The following is a 25,043-nucleotide window of genomic DNA, read 5'->3' as shown; positions in this document are numbered from 1 at the left end:
CTAACACCCTCCCAAAAGAATACTTATTAAAAAACCTTAGAATCCAAACTAGGATTCTAAGGTGTATTGTTTTATTCCCACTCAATCGTTGCAGGCGGCTTAGAAGTAATATCATAGACAACGCGGTTGATATGATCCACTTCATTAACAATTCTTGTTGAGATAACCTCAAGGACATCCCATGGAATACGTGCCCAATCAGATGTCATTCCATCAATTGATGTAACGGCGCGGATACCAATTGTGTAATCATACGTACGCGCATCGCCCATTACACCTACACTACGAATGTCAGGTAGGACAGTGAAATATTGCCATACATCTCTTTCAAGGCCGGCATTTTTGATTTCTTCACGTAAAATCGCATCTGATTCACGGACGATTTCAAGTTTTTCCTCTGAAATCGCACCAAGCACACGGATACCTAATCCAGGGCCTGGGAATGGTTGTCTCCAAACGATATCATCTGGAATACCTAATTCTGTTCCAAGTGCGCGTACTTCATCTTTAAATAAAGTATTAAGCGGCTCAATTAATTGGAATTGCATATCTTCAGGTAGTCCACCTACGTTGTGGTGTGATTTGATTGTTTGCGCAGTTGCTGTACCACTTTCGATAATATCTGTATAAAGTGTACCTTGTGCTAAATAATCAATACCTTCTAATTTATGTGCTTCATCATCAAATACGTAAATGAATTCATTACCGATAATTTTACGTTTTTTCTCTGGATCACTGACGCCTTCAAGTTTGCTTAAGAAACGATCTTTGGCATCTACTTTAATGACATTCATATTGAAGCCTTCAGAGAAAGTTTTCATAACACCTTCTGCTTCATCTTTACGCAGTAAACCGTGATCAACAAAAATACATGTTAATTGGTCACCAATCGCTTTATGAATAAGAACAGCAACAACAGAAGAATCTACTCCGCCACTAAGTGCACAAAGGACTTTCTTATCTCCAACTGTTTGGCGGATTTTTTCCATTTCGATTTCAATGAAGTTTTCCATAGACCAATCGCCTTTACAGCCACAAATACCGAAAACAAAGTTTTTCAGCATATCATTACCGTATACAGAATGACGTACTTCTGGGTGGAATTGAACACCATATAATCCACGTGCTTCGTCACTAATCGCCGCTACAGGACAAGAAGGGTTAGTGCCATCAATTGCAAAACCTTCTGGTGCTTCAACGACTAAGTCACCATGACTCATCCAAACCACTTGCTCTTCAGGAAGATCGGCAAATAATTTAGATTGATTTTGTAATTTTAATACAGCTTTACCGTACTCACGCTGCTTTGCGCCTTCTACTTTTCCTCCGAAATGCATCGTCATTAATTGCATACCGTAGCAAATACCGAAGATTGGTAAACCTAACTCAAAGATTTCTGGGTCACAACGAAAAGCATTTTCGCCGTAAACACTGTTTGGACCACCAGAGAAGATGATTCCTTTTGGATTCATTTCTTTGATTTCTTGTGCAGTAATGGTATGCGGATGTAATTCACTATAAACGCCAAACTCCCTAATTCTGCGTGTAATCAACTGATTGTACTGACTACCAAAGTCTAGTACAACGATCATTTCCTGGTCATGCAATTCTACTTTCCCCGTCACGCTGTTCACCTCGTCAACATTGATAGAATGAATCCCTCATTCTTTTATTCCACTTCATAATGAAGAGTGACTCCGAATGTATCATTTGTAGGTTATCCAACACCTACTATTTCATACAAAAAACTAGAGTTCTTCCCTTTTAAATACAGTCAGAAGGCAGAAATCTAGCTAGGCTAAAATATATTCTGCCTTCATAGTCAGACTGTTATAGGCAGCCTGGTAGAAACTCTCGGACCATATTACCAAGGATATATGAAGGTTATTCGTTAAAATTATTGATAGTCGTCATGTATAAGAATCCATGACTTCTCATTCAACTATTTTAACAACAGGTTATTTTAACGGTCAAGCGATTGTCGCTTTTATTAAATTTTCCCACAATTCCTTATTCCTCTTCCAAATACCCTTTTCTTGCCTACTACTGTATAAATAAGCTTCGTAACTCGCCGTCAACTGACTCATTTGTTGATGCCCAAGCGCATAATCGACCTCTTTAGCAAAAGAATGTAAGGTTTGTCCTTGTTTCCTTTTCATCCCGAACCGTGCTAATTCGTGTAATAAAACAAGGTACGCTTTCTCAAAATCCTGGTCTTTATTTCGATGTTTATATGTCCAAATATAGAAGTAAGGCAGCCATCTCCCCCGCTTGATATACGTGAGGCAACCGATGAAAGCAAGCGCAATGATGATACTTACAATCTTTTTCCAATGTTGTTGAACAGCTTCCATTACCGAATCCCACAGTTTCGTCAAACTAAAGGTGCTTGACGCTGTTTCTGTTTGTTCAGTTGGTTCTGCTTCCTCTAGTCTCTCTTCTCTTTCCGGTGTTTCTGTTTCCTCAGTGTTATTAGGCGTTGTTTCTTCATCTAAATCAAACTCATATTCTACAGGATTACTAAAACCTGTTGTTGGCTCAAACGGAATCCAGCCAACACCAGGAAAATAAGCCTCCACCCATGAGTGAGCATTGTTATTCGTAATGTTATAGGTACCAACACTATATCCATTTCCATTGATTCTTTCACCTTCTGTAAACCCTTTAACCCATCTCGTCGGAATACCCGCTGAACGGGCTAGCACGATCATTGCTGTAGAAAAGTTATCGCAATAACCTAACTTCGTTTCAAACAAAAATTGATCGACATAATCTTCATCCGGTCCTGGCACGGCCACATCAGTTTGGGAATAAACAAAACCCGATCGAGCAAAATATCCTTCAATCTCACGGATTTGATTAAACCAATTATCATGCCCTGCTACAATCTCTTCTGCCAATTCACGAACACGATCAGGGAGTTTTTTTGGTAATTGCGTATACCTTTCATAAAACGCTGAATCCAATCCGTGATTATCATTATTAACCGCAGTTAAGGCATTCACACTAAACGTTGGTTCATTAAAGATGACGTCATAAGTTGGCATGAGAGAATCCTCTGCATATCTAATAGAAAATTTCTCAAGTGCTTCATTCAATTCAAATGGAATGCCTTCACTTTGAAAACTTTTTATCCCTAATGGATAGACAATTTGAGGACGTGCTGCGTTCATTTGTACATTACTAACTCTTTCCTCAACAGCCACATTTTCATTTTCTGAAAATGATTCCAAAGGAACTTCTTCTCCTGATACAAAAAACTGGCTGCCAAGATCTTCTTCTGAAAGTTCCCAACCCTTACCTGTATAGACATCTTTTGTCTCTACTTTCCAATAGTGGGGATCTTCTGTTTTCGCAACAAACACGAGCGTATCATCAGGAACAAAAGAGCCACCTAATAGAGAATCATCCTCACCATAGCCAATTTTTCGTATCCCTCCAGCCTCTTCATTGTCACTATCTTCATTAAATGAGGTGATATAAGGGACAGGGTCTGGCCAAATTGGATCTGCTTTCGGTGCAGCGAAGGCAATGAGAGAACTGATGAGGACAAATCCACTTAGAGGGATCATCCATCTGCTTAGCTTCGTTGTTTTCGTCTCAATCTCTTCCTTCTCTAGTTGACGATAGAAGGCGAGAATCCCCATCATTAAAAATCCACTAACCACGGTACGAATAATAGCCATTTCTGCATTATACGGTGTGAATGTATCAAGAACAGTAATATAAACCAATGTCATGAAAAAGAAAATAAAGATTTGTCTCCGTTGAATGAGCCAATATTGAATAAGGTAAGACATCAACCATAAAAGAATGAAGAATAATAAAGTCCTAAACATGTCCGTTATAGACGTCCATTGTGCTTGTAACATTGTCAAGAAGTTATCAAATAACTCTTGAATCATCATAGGAACCGAACCGATCAGCCCATATTGATCAAGAAAATAAATATACATTAAACTGAAGAAAATAATCGCTCCATTAATCACAAAGCGAATGACCCAATGCCATTTTAGAAAATCCATCGAAAGGGCAATACATAGGAAAAGAAAGAACACCCACACATTCCCTGTATCGGTTAATTGCTCTAACGGCCTAATCCATTCCCAAATGAGGAGAAAACCAAATAGATAAAGAACCAAAGTAGAAAATCGTTTCATCATCCGTTCCTCACCTCCGAGAATGCGGCAGAAAATTGACCTTCATGCACAATTTGTATACGTATTCCTCTTGAAGTAGCGGTGTCTTTTAAACGAATTTCCTCTTGCACTGCTTGCTCTTCCTTTCTTTTCACAAGAAAAATCGTCACATTTCCTTTTTGAGAATAAAGGCTCGCCTTTTCAATCAAACGTTTGTTTAACTTAGCGGTAACAAGCAGTAATTGATCATTTTGTTGGGCACGACTTTTTTCTACGTCTAATACTTGTTCTAAAGGACGTTTACTATCCGCCTTCACTGTAGCTAGATGGTAAAAGATTCGTTGTAACTGCCCTTCACCACCAAGTATAGGGAACTCTACTCGATTTCTCCCCGCTGAAAGGAACCCTACCTGTGCCCCTTTTCGCAGAATCGCATGTGCAAGAGAAGCGGTAAAAGAAACGACTGCTTCAAAATGCACATCAGGGAAACGATCTATGAGAAGATACACATCATGCGATTTGCGCTGTTCAAATTCTTTAACCATCATCTCATTACGCTTAGCGGATGCTTTCCAGTTAATCCAAGAAAAACGATCACCTGGTTGATATTCACGGACGCCTGTAGCCATAGATGTATCTCTCTGCACCCTTTCATCTGAAGCCGTCATTCCTTGATCAAATTGATGACTGAATGGTTGATAAACCATTTCTTCATAAGTAGGATACACAATCATGCGGTCTTCTAGGGGCATGTTGACTTCACGTTCAATTAATCCAAGAGGGTCACCTATTTTCAGGCGGATATATCGGAATACATGCTCTCCGCGAGAGATTTGCTTAAATGATTGTGAAACAACGATGTTTTTACGAAATCCAGGAAATAACATATATTTCTTCATCTGTAGCGAAGAAGTGATATGATCTTCGACGACAAGGAAAAATAACGGAAAAGCCGTATCTATATGAATAGCATGCCGTATCGATAGTGTATCTCCCGCACTTACTTCTTGACTGGAAAGTTCTCTCTTCACATGGATGCGATACAACGGATACATTGCCAGTGCAAGTGCATATAAACCAAACGGTAAAAAGCTATAAAATAAGAACCAGCTGACAAATCCTCCTTGAAACATCGCGTATGAAAAAGTAATGAGCAATAGAAGGAACAACAATAATAACTTCCATACGCCCTTCACTGCGAATAACCAGCGCCTCATCCTATTTCACTGCCTTTTGCACTGGTACCGGTGTAACATCGATAATCTTCTCAATCACTTGTTCTGCCTTGATCCCTTCAAATTTTGCTTCTGACTTGAGAATTATGCGATGACTAAAGACCGCACTGGCTAAGTATTGTACATCATCAGGGCGGACAAAATCTCTTCCATGCATAAACGCATAGCTTTGTGCTGCTCTCATTAAAGCAATAGACCCCCTAGGACTAACGCCTAAATACACATGTTTATGGTTTCTTGTTTGCTCAGCCATATGGACAATATAGCTTTTAATGGAATGGTCGACATACACCTCTTTTACTTTCGCCTGCATGTCTCGCAGTTGTTCTAACTCCATTACTGGCTGTATTTCTTCTATCGGGAGTGCACTTTGAACGCGACTTAATAATTCAATCTCTTCTGTCCCTGCAGGATAGCCCATACGCATTTTTAACAGAAAACGGTCAAGCTGCGCTTCTGGAAGAGGGTAGGTTCCTTCATATTCAATCGGGTTTTGCGTCGCCATAACAAAAAAAGGGCTACCTAATTGATGAGTCACGCCATCAATTGTTACACTCTTCTCTTCCATCCCTTCTAGTAAGGCAGATTGTGTTTTAGGGGATGTCCGGTTGATTTCATCTGCTAATATAATCTGACCCATTATTGGACCAGGGCGGAATTCAAATGCCATTTCTTTCGGATTATAAATTGAAACACCTGTCACATCCGATGGTAATAAATCAGGGGTAAATTGAATTCTTCTAAAGTTCGCGCCGAGCGATTTTGCCAGCGCTCGAACCATCATCGTCTTACCAACACCAGGCACATCTTCAAGTAACACATGACCACCAGATAATAAGGCAACTAAGCTCAACTCTGCCACTTCTCTTTTACCAATCATTACTTTATCTATATTAATGAGCACTTGCTCGACAACCGGATTCATTTTATGATTCATTGACCATCCTCCTGATTTTTTAATAAAGGGCAAAACATTCCTTAGTTATACTCTTATTCGCTAAATCTTGCTAAATTCCTGTGAAATCTACCATTCTTCGCACAAATTCATCTTCTTTCTTCCTATTAATTAGGAAAAAAGGAGAAGGAATCAAATTGATGGATCAACACACTGCACCAAACACAAAGAACAAACATTTATGATTCTTATTTTATATGATTTAACACTTAAGATACATCATACAGACTTGGTTGAAGTTGGTTATATAAATGTTCATAGCTAATGGGTAAATCGTGAGGATTAACGAATCCATCCATTTTTAACATAAATAAGCCATAAAAAAACGACATTCACTCACAATCAGAATGTCGTTTTTTTATTAATAAGATATACCCGTACGATAATGGGTCTCCTCAAAAGAGGCTTGTTCCGGGTCAAAATAGTCTTCGTTATAGGCAGCAACAAAGGTATCATTTTCTACATAACCAGAACCCCAAGTAGGATCCATTGTCAGCCATTCACCATCCACCTTCACTTCTACCCAAGCATGGCGGCCACCAAGTGCCCCCCTTGTAAAGCCAGAACCGGCATTCCCTTCCACAAACCTTGCTTCCATTTCACTTGCCCTCAGTAAAGCAATCGCTAAGTAGGCATAGTCTTGACAAACACCTTTTTTCGTTTCTAATGCCTTTAATGCGCTGTCATCCCATTGAAAGTCATCTGTATTATATTTCTCCACATCATAGGCGATATGTTCGGCCACATAGTCATAAATCGCCTTTGCTTTCTCCCGGTCGCCTTCCACCCCTTGTAGCAGCTCTTCTGCTAAACTAACAATCTTTGGATGGTCGGACTCAACCCCACGAGATGGTAACAAATCCCGACGATCTTCACCGCTATTTTCCACCTGAAATTTAGCTACGCTATAAAAGCGAAAGGTATCACTATTTTCTTTCGTAATCTCAGGTACACTAACTGTAATATCATAAGTACCTGGTCCAAACCTTAAATAAAAGGAATCGTCAAAGCGAAAATCATGAATAGGGATCACATCTAATGCCGTATCCTCCCCTTTTTTACTCGAGACATAAAGATGGGTTGTGTCACTCGCTAATTCTGCCTCAGGTTGAATCATTCCGCTAATGGTATAATCCCCACTCGATTCATCTCCACTGTACGCAGGCGTTTCTAAAGTCACCCCTCGCTCATTATAAAGACTAGAGAACTCGATAGGCTTCATCGTTTGCTGAGACGTATTATTCACCATAAGAGTAGTAGCCGTTTGATAATAATTCTCTCGGTCACCATCCGGTACCATGACCTCCACTTTATGCAAGCCTTCTCCATAAAAGAGGGGCACATCATAAGCAAATTGGTGCTCTTGATTAACAGCGAGGACATGATTCCAATTATCCGTTCCCTTCGACACGCGAAGCATCACCGTATCTTCCTCATCCAACCCTTCTGCCACACCTTTTAATGGGAAAGTTTGTTCTGCTTCAAAGAAGCTTGTATCAAACCCTAATGAAAGTCCTACTTCTTGACCATACGGTGTATACGTCACATCTCTTTTCATATCCGGATTCACATTATGGACAGTAAACCGCACTGTTTCATAATAATAGTTCTCCCGCTCATCATCGGGTAATTGTACCTTTATATGATACGTTCCTTCACCATTAAAAAACTGAATATCCTGCTTGATTTGACCATCTTTTATGGGCGCATAATATTCATGTTCTCTTCCGGCAACTCCTTCTTCCTCTGCCGTCACAATAATCCATGCATAATCAGACTTCAATCCCCGGTAATCCTCGATACTTCCTTCAATCGTCACCGTACCATTCGCCGCAAATTCCCGGTACTCTGGCGAAACAAACGACGCACCAATTTCATCACTATACGTCGTTAACGTCAAAGGCGCTAGCTCTAACTCTTTATTCTTTTCTTCCACTAACTGTTCATACGGATCAACCTGTTTTTTCACATCTTCGCCACTCACGGCTCCCTTATCATTACAGCCGACCAGCAACACACCCGCCATCACAAGTAATATAGGAAACAACGAAACTCGTTTTAACATGTTAACCTCCTTACGAACCCAAAATTATCAAACGTATCATTATAAATATCAGTTCAATCATACTTACGATACAAAAGGTAAAAAGTTTCTCTATCCAATTACCCCTTTTTTTACATTTCTATCCTCTATATCTATAACAATAAAAGAATTTACTTTGATTTACATAAGGAGAAAGGAGTAAATGTGGATATAGATGGATTAGTCTTGGAGTGATTGCATCATTTTGTAAACAAAAGTCGTTTATTCATCAAATATACTCATATAAACGTTAATGAATTTTGTAATCAAATGGATTTTAGTTTTATATACTAATTGAATAATACACCCTATTCGCAAAGACATTACTTCACTTGAAATATTTCTTGGATGAACTATTTAATTCCGTAAAAAACTGTTTACAAAAATAGACATCGATTTCATATAAAAAGAGGGTGTAGAATAGTAACTACACCCCTTTAACATGGCTTAAATTAATCACCTATGACTTTAGCCCCTTCTAATCGTTCATCAGTTAATTCAACACCTTGTTTCTCGGCAGCCGATTTATTAACGATCAATTCCAAGTTATCTGGGAATCCGACGGGAATGTCCCCGGGGTTTTTCCCATTTAATATTTCGATAGCCATTTCACCTGTTTTATAACCGAGATCATGGTATTCAAAGCCATAAGAAGAGAATGTACCCCTTTCGACTGAATCGCTTTCACCAACAAATGTAGGGATTTTTTCTTTATTGGCCACTGTGATGACTGATTCTAAAGCTGAAACAACGGTATTGTCTTTTGGAATATAAAAGACATCGGAGCGATCAACAAGTGACTCTGCCGCTTGTTTGACTTCTGAACTAGTGGAAATCGCAGTCAGTGCATATTCTAGCCCATTTTCTTCTAACGCCTTTTTCGCATTTTCGACGTTTACAATTGAATTGGCCTCTCCATCGTTATAGATAATACCGACCGTTTTCGCCTCTGGAACAAACTTTTTAATAGAAGCAATGGTATTTTTTATCGCATCAGGGTGAGTATCAGAAGTGCCTGTTACATTCTCACCTGGCTTGTCCAAGTCTTTTACAAGGTCTGCACTAAGTGGATCGGTAATTCCGGTGAATAAAATGGGGATATCTTTTGTCGATTGTACTACTGACTGAGCACTAGCTGTTGCAATCGCAAGAATTAAATCATTGTCGTCATTAACCAAATTTTGCGCAATGGACATATTATTATTTGCATCACCTTGTGCATTCTGATAATCCAACTCCAAATTCTTTCCTTCTTCATAACCCGCATCCTTTAAGGCAGCAATAAAGCCTTCTCTGGCTGCATCTAATGAAGGGTGCTCAACAATCTGTGTTATACCAATCTTAACAACCTCTTGCTCTTTTTCATTGTCTCCACTGCTGCTTGCTTCATCAGCACCTGAAGAACCACATGCACTAAGAAGCAGCATTGAACTACCAATCAAACCTGCCAATAATTTCCTCATGACCTAACTCCCCCACTTACTAACTTTTTTAATATTTTGATAATAACACGCTTTCTTGATTTAAAGCAATAAACTTTATCGCGATATTTCTTTTCATCACAAGACATTCTCTATGGATAGGAATATTCCTTTATTGAAAGTTCTACAATTTTTGCATTGATTTTTTTGTTGGAAAAGAGTGAGTGAGGTATTGGTTATTTTGTCTAATATTCCCACGTTACTTTTCCTAAATTACAAAAAGTACGTGGTTCCTTTAGTTGGCAATCAAATACTTTGGGAGGCCCATTCCAATTGTTTTTCTCTATTTTCATGAGCCGACACTGAAAAAAATAATCTAAAACTATTATTAGAGACTACCTTAAGTGCCTTATTTCATTCTAAGATGCATTTACAGTTCCTGTGGATCGACGGCTTTTAATATAGTTTTGAGTTGTAAATGCCTATTACTAGTCTAAAATGATTGAAGTCTAATATAACCAAATAGCTATATTAATCCAAATTAATTTGCTCATCAACAACTCGCGTTGATCAGTCCTTAACAATATCCGAGCGCCAAAGCCTGCTTGGGTTTAACACCACCGCAGAATTAATTTGGACAGAAGAAAGGTGAGCCAACATCTCCTGTAAGCCCACCCTGTCTATTTCCAATGCTTCTTCATTTAGTTTTGCGCCACTAGTTCCTTCTTCACCTAAAAATGTGTATCAAATTCAAGCCTTGTTCATCACAATATGCTTTAATTTCATCTTCTTGATATTTCAGGCTATATCCATCTCTTGCCTGCCCTTGAGTTGAGACTCGTATATACCCAACAACGTTCAACTTTTCACCCTCCCGTTACGAAAATTAAAATTTATGTAACGCTTTTTAAACGAATAGCGAGTATTATACGGCCGTCTTTAGTAAAAACACAACCCAAATTTTTTAATCCAAAGCAGTAATAGAACGCCCTTCACGTTATCCATTGTTTATCGTCACGAGTTTTGTCATTCTCGTTAGTTTATTAGCCAATCCATGTCATAACTACCGCTGCCATGTAAAATGTCATCTCGCCTATTTATCGTACTTCTCACAAAATCCAAATATAAAATCAATACTCCATGGTGGTACTACCTTCATGAGCTATGAATTTCAGTAAAGCAATATCCAATATCGTCCAAAGTTAAGATTTCTAAAAAAACAAAAACACCTGATTCCTAATAAGGCAATCAAGTGCTTATAGTTAATTCTGTAACATACTCCCGAATATTACTGAACTGGTCCCATAAATTCAGTAATAATAAGAATATGTTCCTTCAGTTTGACTTTTTTTAGATTCTCTACTTTTTCTGCTCCACCTAAACCTAATAGCGGTGTATAACCGAAGCACTCATCATAATCTAACTCACTATATTGTTTAAGGGCTTCGGGATAAGGTTGCCAAGACAAATCTTCATCTTTAAATTCCAAATCATTAATATTTTGAAAGAAAAATTCAAATGTAAACATAATTGTCTTTACCACACCATACCTGTAATTAAGTAGTCTAACATATCCATCTGACCAAATAACTAGGTCACCCATACCTGTAGCAAACAATACAACTGAATCCTTGTATCTTTGACTACTCTCTCCCAAAATCTCTTTAAATTCCTCTGGATTTACACTTTTAAAATACCCTTGCATAAATGTACCAAATCCATAATTACTCCATAAATCTATAATTTCATTTGGTACCAGTTGCATATATTTTTCAATGATTTCACTCGGAACTTTATTATGCAATTTAAAATCTTTTAAGTATTTTTCCATTTATACTCCTCCCACTAATGTGTTAATTTCACATTCAAATAAGTATTTTTTAGTTGTTCTGGTGTCATACTTTTTGCTAATTCCTTGATTTGTTCATCAACAATATCAATCCTATACCGCCATTGACTACCTATTGATGAATTTATTCTCTTATCTCCCAAACCTCCTATTACTTCTGCCTTTCCTCCCGCTATTTGGTCTGGGTTGTGAAGTGCAGCTTGAGTATCTAACCACTCCTTAGCTTGTTTCTTAGCTTTCGATAACGTTAATCCTTCTCTTTGTAGTTCATTTATCTTTTGTACATAAGCTTCTTCCCTAGCAGCTTGTTGTGCAGCGTTACCTTCAATTGCACGCCCTTGTTCAATATACTTCTCACGATTTTTTAAATACTCATCAACTGTTAGTTCATTCATACCTTTTTCTTGGTCTTTCAATTGTCTTGCAAACTCTTCGGAGTCATGTTTATCATTTCTTTTAAAATTAACTTCAACTTCTTTTATTCTTGGTACATCATCCAAATGCTTTACATTACCCGTACCCTTACCAACCCCATCCCTAACCGAACTACTCATTCTCACCATTGTGCCAGATGCCATTTCGCCTACTGTTGTTGATCTAAAGCCCCAGTTTGATGCACCACCGCCACCCGCCAGCGCATACTGATTCTGCACCGGCAACGGTATCCGTATGTCCGCCATTTTTTTCGTCAATTCAGCGGCTGTGTTTCTTAAGGCGTTAAATCCTTGGGTCACCTTGCTAAAGATACCATCGACTACTGATTTGACTTTTTTGGGGTTGAGGACATTCTTGAACTTGTTGAAGAGTTTTCCTCCCCACTTCACGACTTTGATGCCGCCTTTGACGAGTGGTCCACCGAAGATTGCGGCGACGAGGGCAGCTCTTTCTAGGTTGCCGATTTCTCTTCCGGTGATGAAGTCGGTTCCTGTGGCGGCTTCGATACCGGCTTTGATATTAGAAAGAACTGGTACAAAGTCTAAACCCGTCGAAATCCAGCCTAAGGTTGATTGATTCTTTTCGACATCCTTTATCGGCTGACCACCAAAGGCAAAGTTCATCGATGAAAGTGGGGCATAGGCTGGCATCATGCCAAGTGCCATTGGGCCGTATGCTTGTGATAATGACATGCCACCAATGACTGGGTTGTTTAACAGGCTAGCAAGCTGGTTGGGCTGATAGGTTGATAAACTTAGTTTACCATTTTGGAATAAGGTTTGAATCTCGCTGATCGTGCTTTTGAGCCTTGATAAGTCTTGGGCAGTTGCTTCTAGTTTACTTGTTTGTTGTTGGTCGAATTGATGTAATCTTTCCACGGTTTGTTTGATTTGATTGTTGGCCGACTCGGCATGTTGGTGTAAACGGTTATCATCCAACCGCGGCAAGGAGACGATATCACCGACTGATTGGATGGTGCGGTTGCCTTCGTCTGTTAAGTCGCTTGTGATGTTTTCTGTTCTTCTGATGCTTTGAGATAGGTCGTGTTCTAAGAAACTCTCTCTTATAAGTGCGCGACTGGATGAATCTAGAGATCGAAGTGATTGGGTAAGCGCTCTTAAGGTCGTTTCATAGTGTTCAATCATTGCCTTCATTGATTGAAGGAAAGGAAGGTGCACATCCTTGTAAAACGCCCGAATTGATTTTCCCCCGTCTCCTTTTAGTTCCTCTTCTAAACTTGTAAGTGAGAGAATACTTTCTTCCGTCTTTGCCAGCTGGTTGTTTAAACGTCGCAAGCCACTTAACGTATTTTCAATGTCTGTATGTAGTTCTTCTGCGTCTAATACCTTCATTATATTTCACCCCGCAGATTATTTTCAAATAAAACCATACCATCGTCAGTCGAAATGTTCTTTCTTTTTAAAAAGTGACTTTGGCGGTCTATTTTGTTGGTTTTTTCATTTGCTTTCTACTTATAATAGTCAACCATCCTCTATTTAGAGGATGGTTGACCTTGTGCCATTTTAGGTACGAGTAATGCTAGAATCGTAATAATCGCAATGGCGAGAATGATGAGATAAACTGTTTGCAAACGTAATCCACCATCTTCGTCCTCACCTTCTGGTTGGATAGTAGCAACGGAAGAGGCTTCATCTGAGAATAACTGATATTGTTCTGCTTGGAGAGCCACTGTTTTTCTTGGCTCTGATACATTAGAGAACAGAGTATCAACTAAATTCTCATTATCATTGATACTACGTTCTTCAAAAGTTAATGCTTGCTTCTCCTCAGAGATTTGTTTCGTTTCCTTCGTCTCGCCATTTCTCAGCAGGTCTTTATTGTCGTTGAATTCTTGTTTTTCATAAGAATTAGGTACTAACGAATCAATATTAGGTGATGCGGTGGCATCTTGAACGCTACAGGTGATCGTCAGAATGCAAACAATTATTGTTGCTTTAAGAAGCTTCATTATTTTCCACATCATCATTTGTTTTATCTCTATTTTTAAAGTACTGAATCACTAAAGGAATACAAGCAAGTAAGACGATAATGGATGTTAGCAATAACACCGCTGGGATAAATAATGTATCTGGTCCGTATTGAATGGACAAATACACACTGGACATTGGGTCTTCATAGCCAATATTCGGCGCGATTAGTGCCAATAATGGACTGATAAAGAAGATGACCAAACCAACACTTGCTAACCAACCAACTAATCGACTAATAGAAAAACTAATCGTTACAACTAAAGCAGTTGCTGTTAATAGTAGTGTCGTAAATATCGTCCATTGAATAGCTCCTTGCTCAGCTAAAGGATAGATATCCATGCCGTACATGCTAATGATAAGACCAACGACTAAGTTTAATAAAATAAACATCGCTGCACGTACAGATTTTGGTGAATGCGTAAAGTAATAGCTAAAGTAACCGATTAAGAGACTACTAATTAACACAATGACGAGTACAACGACAGGAGGTACTTTCTTCTCTTCTTGTTTAGCTGCAACTTCCCCATTGGCTTGTAATGGATTGGCTAAATATTGATACACTTGACCGTTCTTCTGTCCATCAACGAATGTATTTCCGAGTACAGAGAAAATATCATCGCGATACATTTGTGTTGTCTCTACATTCTCTGACCATTTTTCATTTAAATGGTTCGCATCCTGTTGTACGCTTTCCACTTTCCCATGTAACTCATCGGTATACGACACAACATTGCTTTGGCTCTCTCCAATCGTATTAATGGCATCATTCATTGTCAGTAAGCCTTCACTAATCGATTGCTGATTGTTTACTAATGAAACACCACCAAGCGCTTCATTTCCTTGTACCGGTGCTTCTCCAATTACCGACAGCATTTTTTGCATCACACTGTCTGCACTTTCTTGAATAGAGCCAAGTTCCTCATTAATTTTATCCTGCATCGTTTGCATATTATTTTGGTAGCCATCAAAGAAAGTAGCCGTTTCCTCTTTTAATACGGTAAGTCTTTCATTTGCTTCTGGCATTTCTAATAATAATTCATCCAATATCGCCTGCTCTTCTTCTTTTATACCGAGCACTTGATTAAGCTGTGTCATAAACGCTTGATAATTTTTGTCGTTTCTCAGGCTGCTATTGATCGCATTTTCAAATTTCACAAGAGTAGCATGATAATTCATTACCACTTCTGGATTTTTATTAACTATTTCACGTGAAAATAGGCCTTGCAATTGCCCTCTTTGACCTTCAGAAAGATGACTAGATTGTATGATTTGTGCCTCTTTCTTCTCAATTTCATCTAGTACAGGTTTTAAACGATTCCTAAAGAGGTCTAAATATTGCTCTCTGAACTTCTCTGTCAATTCTTGATTACGTGTCTGCAAGTCTACTACTTGCTGTTGAAGTTGTGCGACTTGTGTTCTTAATTCTTCAACTGTACCTTCTAAAGGATTTTCCCGTTCACCAATTATTCTTAAGTTTTCATTAACTGTATTGATTTCTCCTGTTAAAGCATCTAAAGACTCAATAGCTAGCGTGATTTGCTCCACCGGAGGGTCATTAACACCCACTAAGCTCGCCTGAACTTCATTGATTGTTGCAGCGACTTCAGCAAGCTTGGCTCGTTCTGTGTCAATAGACTGTTCTTCACCAGGTAGTTCCCCTTCTCCCTCGCCAGGATTCTCAGGGGTTTCTTCGGTATCCGGGACTTCCTCTACTGGCTCTTCTGGAAGCGTAGGATCCTCTTGCGATCCATCAGAAAGTTGTCCCTTTAATTCCGATAGACGCTGAATAAGATTACTTTGTTGGCTGTTTTCTTCATTGCTTCGCTGTGCCAAAAATGCATCTCTTTGTTTCGCTACTTGTTCAATTCGATAAGCGGATAATTCCGCCATCGTTTGATTGTTATCAGACATTCTTGTGCCTAATACACCAAAGTTTTTCGATAATTCATCGCTTTGCTCTTTCAAATAATTACGTAATTCCATATAGCGAGGGTTTTGCTCATTAATAGCTGCTGTTACCATACCCATGCTATCATTTTGCAATTGCTGTAATAATTCTTGTTGTTCTGTTTGATATTGTTTATATTGCTCTACGTATTCAACAAATGCACTTAAAGATTGTTCAAATTGTTGTACTTGATCTGTGTTAGATGTCGTCATTTCCTCATTAGAAGCCAACGAGGATTGAATCCCCTCTAACATGCTTTTTTGCCGTTCAATCTCTGTCGCTAACGTTTCAGAACTAGGAGCGTAAAAAGCATACATCGTATTTTGAAAGGCGATTTCCTTCTCAAGAATGCCATCAAACTTACTTCTTACGCCTTCTAAATCTTGTGAAACATAGCTCCAGTAAAGTGTAGAAATACTGGAATTCACACGTGCTGTCGCATTATCGATTTCCCGTAGGACACTTTCTCTGTTTACAGCATTTAACTGATCCTGTATGGTAAATTGAAATTCAGCCTTCACAGGCGTTAAGTTTTCATAAGTTAAGATATTACTAGAAAAATCTGATGGGATGTACATAATCGCATCATATTGTTTATTTTTTAGTCCATTGACAGCTGCACTTCTACTTAATACTGTCCAATCAAAGGACGAGTCAGAAGATAAAACGGAAGTGACTTCATTACCAAAAGATATTTCACCCTCGCCTTTTTCCGCGCCAATATCCTCATTTACAATGGCTATATTTCTTGTTTCATTCGTGCGAACAGTTAGAGGGTTATCACCAATAGAACTGAAAAATATGATTGGCGTACCTAGAACTAAAACCATCACGATAAGCATTTTTACAATATATCCTACTTTGCCAGTCACGAGTACACCTTCCTTTCTGTTTGACATAATGGTATTTTCATTTTTATTTCCTTACCATTTGTAACGTAATAACCGAAACCTGCTTGAATATCTACTTCTTTTCTATCGTAAGGAAGAGTGAACAAAGTCTGATCAGATTTCTTCATTAATAAAATTCCCTGGCGAATTTGTTTCACCTCAGTTGTTAATGAATCATATCCTTTCGAAACATCATTACTACTTCCTGCAACAATTAAATTGAATCCTAAATGACTATAGTTGCGAATCAATTTTGCCATGCGATCTTGCAGTAAGCTATCTAATGTTTGAGAGAATCTCGCATATCCATCGACAACAAGTGAAATAGGCGTAAATTGTATATTTAGTTGTCCTGATTGGACGGCTGCTACATATTCAACTTCTCTTTCTTTAAGAACCGCCTCGATAGATGTTAGCCAATCTGTAATTTGTTCTTTCGTTTCAATATAGCTAACCTTATCATCGTCAGCATAATTGGCTAATGATCGATCAAATGAATCGAAAATAGCTAATCCATCCACTTCTCGATCTAATAATGCATTCAATAAGACCTTTAGGACATTGGTTTTCCCTTTCTGTCCTTGGCCCATGACAATACAATGCTTCATGGTTTCGAAGTTCACATTTACAGGGTGGACAAACTCTTCATCTAAACCAATCGGAATCAACCATGTTGGTATAGAGCCTTGTAAATAATTTTTAAAGTTTACTTCCGTTAAGTCATTTGGAAGCATCGGAATCGCAGCTGGTGCCTGATAATGCGCATTTTTCTCTTTGATTTCGCTCACTTGCATCCTTATGTTCTCTAATACTTCCATATCATCCTTGCCGTTAGCTGGTAAGAACACTTGTGTGAATTGGGCATCTTCTCGTTTAATAATCGCTCTTCCCGGAATAGGTTCTGGGCTGAATTCTGTTCTACCAAGAATCGAGAATGCCTCACTTTGGTCGAGTAAATAGTGGACAACCTTCATTTTCAAGTTATTCATCACGGCTTGGCGAATAGATGTAATTCGGGTAGCTGTTAGTATCATATAAATGCCCAATGATTGACCGTCACGTACAAATTGATTGATCAATGGTTCTAAATCTTGCATTTCTTCTTTAATAAAATCAAAATTCTCAACCGTAACATAAATCATCGGCAGTTTTTCTTCACTCATCTGATTGTACATTTTAATATTGCTTACTTCATAAGCTTGTAGAAGCTGCTTACGTTTGGCAATCTCGCTCTTCAGCATCTTCATAAACTTTTCAATTTTTCTTTCATCATCCATTGAGAAAAAGTCAGCTGTATGCGGAAGTTGTCTTAATGGGAGTAGTGTTCCATTGCCAAAATCCATTAAATAATAATGTAATTCTTCCGGATTGTACCTTTCTGCCATACTCATTAGTAATGTTAGAACTGTATAGGATTTTCCATATCCGGAGGAACCAAATACGCCGATATTGCCACCGTCCATCACATGATAAGAATAAGGATACTGGCTTTGTTTTTCCGGCTCATCCACAAGTGCAAAATGAATTTGTGACTGTACATCCGATGAAAATTCTTCTCTAATCATTCTTTCTTTTAATGGTGGAAGCCATGGACTACTTAATTTCTGAATATGTAACTCTTGTTGAATTTCTTCAATTCTATTCACTACTGCTTCTATTTCAGTCACACTATCCTTTTTCACTTTCTCACTAGCGGAAATATCAGATAACGGTGATAATCCTAAATCGGTAACAATCGCAATCTCATCTTCTACCTCGGAATGATCTTCCATATACGGTGCCCCACTCCAAGCAGATTGAAATAGTTCATATACCTCATTATTGCCTACCTGTAAATACCCTCTACCAGTAGTGGTGATGGAAGCTGCGTCAGCGTTTTTCAAGATTTCTTTGCTATCATTGGCATCTTGGACTTTAAGAGCCACTTTAAATCGGGCATTACTCCAAATTTGTTCATCAATGACTCCACCCGGCTTTTGCGTCGCTAAAATTAAATGGACACCAAGACTTCTACCAATACGTGCCGCACTGACTAGTTCTCTAATAAATTCAGGTTCTTCACTTTTTAGCTCAGCAAACTCATCTGATATGAGAAACAAGTGTGGCAATGGTTCCTTGATTTTTTGTTTTTTATAAAGGCGCGTATAATCATTTATATGATTGACTTGGTATTGATCAAACAAGCGCTGTCTCCTCTTCAATTCACTTCTGATAGAAGCCAATGCCCTCGCACTAAAGTTTTTACTTCCTTCAATATTTGTAATGGTTCCTAACAAATGAGGCATATTCTTAAATGGTTGGGCCATTCCCCCACCTTTATAGTCAATTAATAAGAAGGCCACCTCATGCGGATGAAAATGAACGGCTAACGACAAAATATAAGATTGGAGAAATTCACTTTTCCCTGACCCCGTTGTACCGGCAAGTAATCCGTGTGGACCATGAGCTTTCTCATGTAGGTTCAAGTAAACATAATCATTTTTCCCTTTCAATCCAACCGGAACAGCTAAAGATTTAGCAGATTCCCTCGTCAACCAATTATCTGTTATCGATAATTGATCCACATCATGCACATTCATCATCTCTAAGAAAGAAACACTTTGTGGAATTGAATTGGTCATCCCTGTTTGATGATCGAGTGTTCTCAACCACCTTGCATAAATTTCATTGCTATTTTGCTGATGATCATCGAGACGAAAAGGAATGGTGACTGCTTTTTTCTTTTGGATAAGAATATCCCCTTCTTGCGCGTTTATATAGCGGACAAGGGTATAAATATTATCTGTTAAATTTTCTTTCGACTCTGCTGCAAAAATAACTGAAAAACCTAAATGCTGATGATTGCCTTCTAAATACTCCAGTATGACATGATCAGAAATTAATTGTTGATTCGTAATGACAAAAACAAGATGCGGAGAAAACCTTATTTTCTCCTTATCCTCTTCCAAGTCACGCTCTCGAATAATTTCATAAATAGAAGATAATAATTGATCTCTCGTTTGTTCATTATAAATAAGCCCTCGTGCGTGCATATGGGGGAGTCTAAAATGAGGTAACCATTTCACCCATTCCCATTCTTTATACTCAGACTCATTAAAAATGAACACAAACCGAATATCATGGTAACTGTGAAAGAAAGATAATTGACCAATCATTTGATGGATTTCTTTTTTCATCACGGATGCTTTACCAATTAAGCCGATTGGGCCTTCTGATAAGCTTGCTACAACCGGTACATCTTCAATATGGCTATATACTTTCTCTAATGCTTGCGATTGTTCGACAAGTTCATCCATTTCTCTATTCGCCATATCACTTGCGTTTAAATCCACGTCATAACTCGATTCCACTCTACCAATACCTAAACGAAACTGTAGAAAATCTTCGCTCTCTAACGTGCGCTCCCAGATGCGATCAGATATTTCTCCTGTTAAGTATTTCATTCTTTCAAAGGAAGGAAAGTGGAAGGTTAGATAATGTCTTTGTTTTTCAGATAAATCATGAAGCTCCTTTCTCTTCGTCTCCAAATAATTGGTATATACTTTATAACGCCTTGCTTTTTTTCTTTTTCGATTACTTTTATCTTTAAAATACTGTACAGAAGAAGTAATTAATGTGGTCATAAACATCACCATCGTAATGATGATAAATATCCCTCTCGGTTGAATAAGGGCAACGACCCCCATCACTATCAACATGACGAGCGGTGGCAAAATAATCAACCATAAGCCTCGATTAGAATCATCCGCCTCTTGCGAAGGAAAAGATAAACGCACCTTGTCGTCTGGTGCTTCGTAAATCATTCTCGGCGTCCTTCTATAGGTAGGATATTTCTTTTTCATTTCCGATTCAGGTAGGGCCATCAACGGTAATGTGGATTCAACAGCTGTTAATCCGGCTACTTCTATCACATCACTCTCGATGAAACGCACCATCAAAAAAGGAGCAAAAAGCCATTCTCCTTCAGCAACGGCACCGCTAACTTCTAGCCATTCTCCATTTTTATAAACCGTCTTCTCGCCACCTTCAATCATCCACGCATTTTCCCGCTTAAATAGCGTAAAAGTATAAGATTTACTGTTGGCCTCTTTTTTAAATCTTATATCCGCCTTTTCTTGTTCATTCGATAAAGTAATTTCATTCACATCACCTATGTAATAAGTAGCTGATTGAAAATGATTCGTCGTGATGACAAATCGTATATTCATCTGATAAACAGTCAATTCTGCTACGGTGTTACTAGCTGATAAATGGCCTATTTCTTCATCATTTTGAAAAATTGTTATCCCGTCACTTGCTACTTTTAATCGTAATGCCTCTTGATCAGAAGGAAATTGCGTAAGGGTGATGGAATCCTTTAAGCTATTTCCTATCGATATATATTCTGATTGCACCTTTTCTAAATCCAATGATTGATAATGGCTTCCGTAAAATAGCCATAACGTTTTTTTCAACAATACAATCACCTCCGTTCCAACTATTCCTTGCTTTCATCATCTTTCTTTTTTTGTTGAGGCTGCTCTTTTTCTTCTACAGGTGGCTCTTCAGTTGTTTCCTCTTCCGTTGATGTCTCTTGAGCCTCTTCTTCATTATTTAATAACGAACCTTCTTCTTGCTCTTCCATATTTCGTTCATATTCTTCCTTTTCGTTTTGAATATCATTTAACTGCTGTTGTTTCTCTTCTTCATCCAAACTTTGATCCGCTTTAACCGCTTCTTCAAAATGAATCAATGCATACATGATTAAATCATAATCTTCCAACTCACGACTAATTTTTAACGCTTCCTCCGGTTCTCCTCTGCCGATATAGATCCAATACTGGCTATAACGTTGATCCGCTTGTAAAGTAAGCGTATTTAGAATGTTCTTTCTTTGTGACTCGCTAAGTGATTCATTCACGAGATAAGCATGCGCTAACTGGTATTGTGTCACTCTTGGCATATCAGGGACATCGTAACCTGACAAAGTATTAATGACCTGACTATAATCATCTTTTAGAAAGGATTCTTGGCTTTTAATATAAGCATTTTGTTTTGGTTGAGTGATAAAAGCGGTATATAGGGAAAAGACAATAAGCGGGATGAGTATAACACTTAGACCAATAACGGTATACTTCATACCCTTCCACTTTTTCTTTTCTACTTTTAAGAATTGCTTGTCATTTTTCTCTAGTTGTTTTATTTTTGTTTGTATATAAAGCAATAGTTCATCCACACTCTCAGCTGCAACAATATCAGCTGCTAAGGGGGTTAAATCAATCGTTTGATTAAACTGCAAATACTGCTTAAATTGATATTTTCCATCAACTGCTGCAGCAATGGTTGCTTTTAGCGCATTTAATTGCTCTTTAGGTTCATTTTCATAGGGAGGAAGACTCTCTTTCACCCCATAATGAAGAAAATGTGGCGTGAGGCTCTCGTCAATCAATAGATTATCTGGACAAATGAATAAATGAAGTCTAGTAAAACGATGAGATTTCACTTTTTTAATTAATTGGGCAGCAAAAATCATCCGACTTCTTTCATCGGATTTCTTTAATTGGGAAAAGGTTTTTAAATTTGAAGGTTTATGAAACTCGAGGATCAATTCGTCCTCTGTGAAGATGATTTGCTTTTCTATTGATGAACCAACTTCATTCAGCATGGCAATTTCGGATTCATCATCTAATTTAATCTTTTCTTTTTGAAAAATAATACTGATTTTGTCTTCATTTACTTTATATTCTGCACCTAGCTGTTCTTCTAAATAGGTCTGCTTTTCTTGTGACATTTCCTTAGCTCCCTTACAAAATTTCGAGACGATCCCCATTTGTTATTCCACAATCAACCAATTTCTTCTCTCCAGGAACAACCATTTTTTTATTCGAAACCATTAACCAATATCCTTCTCTTGGCTGTTCTTTAATTGATTGAGCTTGCCAAACAATATGTACAAGATTCTTCACAGTATGATAGTTAGATAGTCTTAAATCAAACAGTTCTTTATTATAGTTCTTTAAATCAATCGTCACTTCTATGTACATACACACACCTCATTTATACAGATAAAGAGCGCCTCTACCTTTAGGAAGGCGCTCTACTATTAAGGAAAAATTAACTTCTAATTTGGCTAGCGATTTGGCTATCTGCATCCGCAAGAGCATGACCAGTATTTTTCAATTGTACAGATACTTCAGTTAATAAACGCTGCATATCAACAATAGAAGGTCTTAGTGCCACATATTGATCAGCAAAAGCTCGGCTAGACTCCCCTTCCCACATACTTTGTAATTCATCAATCATTCTATCCAATCTAGACAATTGATCTTCTACCTGTGAACTTTCATTATTATAGCGGGCGGACATAGCCTCTAATTCTGCTGGGGTAACACGAATAATTCCTGACATAAAAAAACATCTCCTTTTCTCAAAGTTATTTTAATTGTAAAAATACACAATAATAAGGTCAATCAATATCTAGTAAAAAATTGAAAAACAGTAATAATTAACTACTATTCTTATCATTCATTTTGCTTACAAAGCAATAAAAAAGCCAATAACCTATATCTATTTTCCTACATTCATTTTATCACCATTTACAAAGTTTACCATAATTATGTAACAACATGGTAAAGGACCTTCATATTTCTTTGCTTGCTCACAAGTTACTCATCATTCCCGTTAAGAACCGTAGTATGTTATCCGTTGTACCACTTCCTTTTATTCCTATCTTTATTTTCACTGATGTAAATAATTTTATAGACTTTTTTAAAATTAGAAAAGGATTTCTTTTAAGTTAAGCGGCAAAGTTTATTTCTATATTCAACTTAGAATAGCTTTTTCCTGATTTTTCTCTACAGTACTTTTGTTTTATTTGGCTTTCTGTTGTAGATACTTAAGAAGGATGAAAAATCTGTTTCAACAAAATTCATTTTCTTTTAAACTCGTGATATGTCACTCTATGGACTCATTTTTATTATCATTCTATCATCAAGAACATACATTCAAGTATAATATATACCCTACCTTCTAATCTTATTTCATCCATCTTTTACCATAACGATTGGGATTATAAACCATATTATTTGATTTTTTTAACAGGAAAAGGTTTAATATCTCTAAAAATGGATATAGCAATTAACATCATCTCTGTTTGTATATTTACACTTTTATTCCGTATATTTCTTTTTAAAGGAATAGGTAATGAAAAAAACGACCAATTTTTTTTATATTCACCTTTATCAAAGAGGTTATATTGCACATTATGTAGATATTTTACACATTTAAGAAAAACAGTTCATTTTTCCTATCGACTATCTCCCAAAATAAGTATTTTACATCATTATGTTCAATTTCTCCCATGATATAGTAAAGGGGTGACTAATTCAGTGAATTTTCTAATCACATTTACCCTGTGGTTTTTATAAGATTAATATTTTCGTCATTAAAATTGAGGTGATTACATGTCTATCAGTTACTATACTGCCTTATTACAACAGAAAAAAAATGAGCTAGCTCGATTACATACTTGTAACGGGCAATTAGAAGGTACACAGCAAGAATTTTCCCACTTTCGTAGAACGGTGTTACAACCAGAACTCACACCACATACATGGCATGGTCAAAACGCGAATGAATTTGAACAAAAGAGAGAAAGCATGCTTTCTAGCTACGATGACATACAAGGAAATCAATTCAATCAAGTCTTTAATTCTTTGCAAAATAAGATACAAAACCTTCAAAGCGAAATTCAGTCGATCCAACAGACGATATCTTATCTAGAAGCGCAAGAGCGCGCTAAAAACCAAAAATAAGATATAAAATTGAGAGGTGCAATATGAGTACAGAAATTAAACTAATAAAAGGGGATGTGGAAGAAGCATTAGCAAAATTACAAACCTCAGCTAATGCCCTAAAATCCTCCCTTCCTGCAGATATCGGTCAAAATAATGTGTTAACAACAGTAGATAGATTAAATCAACTTAATCAAGTGATTATCCAAGTGACTGAAACATATAAAACACTTTTACTACAAAACGAGCAATCCACCCGTCAATCTGTAGCATTCTTATCAGAAGCAGATGAACAAATTTCATCCTACATAAAAATGAGGTAGAG

The 25,043-nt window shown here is 37.6% G+C and carries 16 protein-coding genes, 2 pseudogenes and 1 riboswitch; of the genes and pseudogenes, 2 read left to right on the top strand and 16 right to left on the bottom strand.

The window, feature by feature from the left end; genetic code table 11:
• Window positions 1-71: 71 nt before the first annotated feature.
• The 16 genes and pseudogenes from guaA to MHH73_RS02895 form a co-directional block, all read right to left on the bottom strand.
• Entirely contained in the window at window positions 72-1,592 is a 1,521-nt protein-coding gene (guaA, locus tag MHH73_RS02970) for a glutamine-hydrolyzing GMP synthase (protein ID WP_445662537.1), read from the bottom strand.
• A 207-nt stretch (window positions 1,593-1,799) separates the two neighbouring features.
• Window positions 1,800-1,901: riboswitch (purine riboswitch) on the bottom strand.
• 69 nt (window positions 1,902-1,970) lie between these two features.
• On the bottom strand, window positions 1,971-4,163 hold the full coding sequence (locus MHH73_RS02965; protein ID WP_341064517.1) for a transglutaminase TgpA family protein: 2,193 nt from the start codon (window positions 4,161-4,163) through the stop codon (window positions 1,971-1,973).
• Complete coding sequence (locus MHH73_RS02960) at window positions 4,160-5,356, bottom strand: DUF58 domain-containing protein (protein ID WP_341064514.1); 1,197 nt, start codon at window positions 5,354-5,356, stop codon at window positions 4,160-4,162. Before MHH73_RS02960 ends, MHH73_RS02965 begins: the two co-directional genes overlap by 4 nt.
• Window position 5,357: 1 nt before the next feature.
• Window positions 5,358-6,311 carry an AAA family ATPase gene (locus MHH73_RS02955; protein WP_191817363.1) on the bottom strand — a complete coding sequence of 318 codons (954 nt, stop codon included), beginning with the start codon at window positions 6,309-6,311 and terminating at the stop codon, window positions 5,358-5,360.
• A 379-nt stretch (window positions 6,312-6,690) separates the two neighbouring features.
• Window positions 6,691-8,394 (bottom strand): transglutaminase domain-containing protein, encoded by a 1,704-nt coding sequence (locus tag MHH73_RS02950; protein ID WP_341064513.1) that lies wholly within the window; start codon window positions 8,392-8,394, stop codon window positions 6,691-6,693.
• Between the two features lie 470 nt (window positions 8,395-8,864).
• Entirely contained in the window at window positions 8,865-9,875 is a 1,011-nt protein-coding gene (locus tag MHH73_RS02945) for an ABC transporter substrate-binding protein (protein ID WP_191817365.1), read from the bottom strand.
• A 534-nt stretch (window positions 9,876-10,409) separates the two neighbouring features.
• Window positions 10,410-10,695: pseudogene (locus tag MHH73_RS02940) on the bottom strand (recombinase family protein); the annotation flags it as partial.
• Between the two features lie 426 nt (window positions 10,696-11,121).
• Complete coding sequence (locus MHH73_RS02935; protein ID WP_144454110.1) at window positions 11,122-11,664, bottom strand: T6SS immunity protein Tdi1 domain-containing protein; 543 nt, start codon at window positions 11,662-11,664, stop codon at window positions 11,122-11,124.
• A 14-nt stretch (window positions 11,665-11,678) separates the two neighbouring features.
• Window positions 11,679-12,236: a polymorphic toxin type 15 domain-containing protein gene (locus tag MHH73_RS02930; protein WP_341069635.1), complete on the bottom strand. Its 558-nt coding sequence runs from the start codon at window positions 12,234-12,236 to the stop codon at window positions 11,679-11,681.
• 276 nt (window positions 12,237-12,512) lie between these two features.
• A pseudogene (locus MHH73_RS02925) lies at window positions 12,513-13,469 on the bottom strand (T7SS effector LXG polymorphic toxin); the annotation flags it as partial.
• Between the two features lie 140 nt (window positions 13,470-13,609).
• A complete protein-coding gene (gene essA / locus MHH73_RS02920) occupies window positions 13,610-14,086 on the bottom strand; it encodes a type VII secretion protein EssA (RefSeq protein ID WP_191817341.1) in 477 nt (158 codons plus the stop codon).
• The gene (esaA, locus tag MHH73_RS02915) at window positions 14,073-16,928 is read right to left on the bottom strand and encodes a type VII secretion protein EsaA (RefSeq protein ID WP_341064508.1); all 2,856 of its coding nucleotides are present in this window, start codon (window positions 16,926-16,928) and stop codon (window positions 14,073-14,075) included. Before esaA ends, essA begins: the two co-directional genes overlap by 14 nt.
• Window positions 16,925-21,400, bottom strand: coding sequence for a type VII secretion protein EssC (essC, locus tag MHH73_RS02910; RefSeq protein ID WP_341064506.1), 4,476 nt, complete (start codon window positions 21,398-21,400; stop codon window positions 16,925-16,927). The genes esaA and essC overlap by 4 nt, the downstream gene beginning before the upstream one ends.
• 23 nt (window positions 21,401-21,423) lie before the next feature.
• Entirely contained in the window at window positions 21,424-22,716 is a 1,293-nt protein-coding gene (gene essB / locus MHH73_RS02905) for a type VII secretion protein EssB (RefSeq protein ID WP_341064503.1), read from the bottom strand.
• 13 nt (window positions 22,717-22,729) lie between these two features.
• Window positions 22,730-22,969 (bottom strand): EsaB/YukD family protein, encoded by a 240-nt coding sequence (locus MHH73_RS02900; RefSeq protein WP_191817345.1) that lies wholly within the window; start codon window positions 22,967-22,969, stop codon window positions 22,730-22,732.
• A 70-nt stretch (window positions 22,970-23,039) separates the two neighbouring features.
• Complete coding sequence (locus MHH73_RS02895) at window positions 23,040-23,333, bottom strand: WXG100 family type VII secretion target (protein WP_095370753.1); 294 nt, start codon at window positions 23,331-23,333, stop codon at window positions 23,040-23,042.
• 1,055 nt (window positions 23,334-24,388) lie between these two features.
• Between MHH73_RS02895 and MHH73_RS02890 the strand changes: the two genes are divergently transcribed.
• Both MHH73_RS02890 and MHH73_RS02885 read left to right on the top strand, forming a co-directional pair.
• Window positions 24,389-24,739, top strand: a complete 351-nt coding sequence (locus tag MHH73_RS02890) for a YwqH-like family protein (RefSeq protein ID WP_191817346.1) — start codon at window positions 24,389-24,391, stop codon at window positions 24,737-24,739.
• A 23-nt stretch (window positions 24,740-24,762) separates the two neighbouring features.
• Window positions 24,763-25,041, top strand: a complete 279-nt coding sequence (locus MHH73_RS02885; RefSeq protein WP_191817347.1) for a YwqI/YxiC family protein — start codon at window positions 24,763-24,765, stop codon at window positions 25,039-25,041.
• The last annotated feature ends 2 nt before the right edge of the window (window positions 25,042-25,043 follow it).

Origin of the sequence: Cytobacillus sp. FSL K6-0265 (assembly GCF_038003465.1) — a bacterium.
GTDB classification, from domain to species: domain Bacteria; phylum Bacillota; class Bacilli; order Bacillales; family Cytobacillaceae; genus Cytobacillus; species Cytobacillus stercorigallinarum.
The sequence above is the reverse complement of the archived record's forward strand: the minus strand, read 5'-3'. Positions and strand labels throughout refer to the sequence as shown.

Coding starts and splice junctions, on each gene's coding strand:
- guaA (WP_445662537.1), bottom strand. CDS start 1,592: ATGATCGTTGTACTAGACTTTGGTAGTCAGTACAATCAGTTGATTACA.
- MHH73_RS02965 (WP_341064517.1), bottom strand. CDS start 4,163: ATGATGAAACGATTTTCTACTTTGGTTCTTTATCTATTTGGTTTTCTC.
- MHH73_RS02960 (WP_341064514.1), bottom strand. CDS start 5,356: ATGAGGCGCTGGTTATTCGCAGTGAAGGGCGTATGGAAGTTATTATTG.
- MHH73_RS02955 (WP_191817363.1), bottom strand. CDS start 6,311: ATGAATCATAAAATGAATCCGGTTGTCGAGCAAGTGCTCATTAATATA.
- MHH73_RS02950 (WP_341064513.1), bottom strand. CDS start 8,394: ATGTTAAAACGAGTTTCGTTGTTTCCTATATTACTTGTGATGGCGGGT.
- MHH73_RS02945 (WP_191817365.1), bottom strand. CDS start 9,875: ATGAGGAAATTATTGGCAGGTTTGATTGGTAGTTCAATGCTGCTTCTT.
- MHH73_RS02935 (WP_144454110.1), bottom strand. CDS start 11,664: ATGGAAAAATACTTAAAAGATTTTAAATTGCATAATAAAGTTCCGAGT.
- MHH73_RS02930 (WP_341069635.1), bottom strand. CDS start 12,236: ATGAGTAGTTCGGTTAGGGATGGGGTTGGTAAGGGTACGGGTAATGTA.
- essA (WP_191817341.1), bottom strand. CDS start 14,086: ATGAAGCTTCTTAAAGCAACAATAATTGTTTGCATTCTGACGATCACC.
- essB (WP_341064503.1), bottom strand. CDS start 22,716: ATGTCACAAGAAAAGCAGACCTATTTAGAAGAACAGCTAGGTGCAGAA.
- MHH73_RS02900 (WP_191817345.1), bottom strand. CDS start 22,969: ATGTACATAGAAGTGACGATTGATTTAAAGAACTATAATAAAGAACTG.
- MHH73_RS02895 (WP_095370753.1), bottom strand. CDS start 23,333: ATGTCAGGAATTATTCGTGTTACCCCAGCAGAATTAGAGGCTATGTCC.
- MHH73_RS02890 (WP_191817346.1), top strand. CDS start 24,389: ATGTCTATCAGTTACTATACTGCCTTATTACAACAGAAAAAAAATGAG.
- MHH73_RS02885 (WP_191817347.1), top strand. CDS start 24,763: ATGAGTACAGAAATTAAACTAATAAAAGGGGATGTGGAAGAAGCATTA.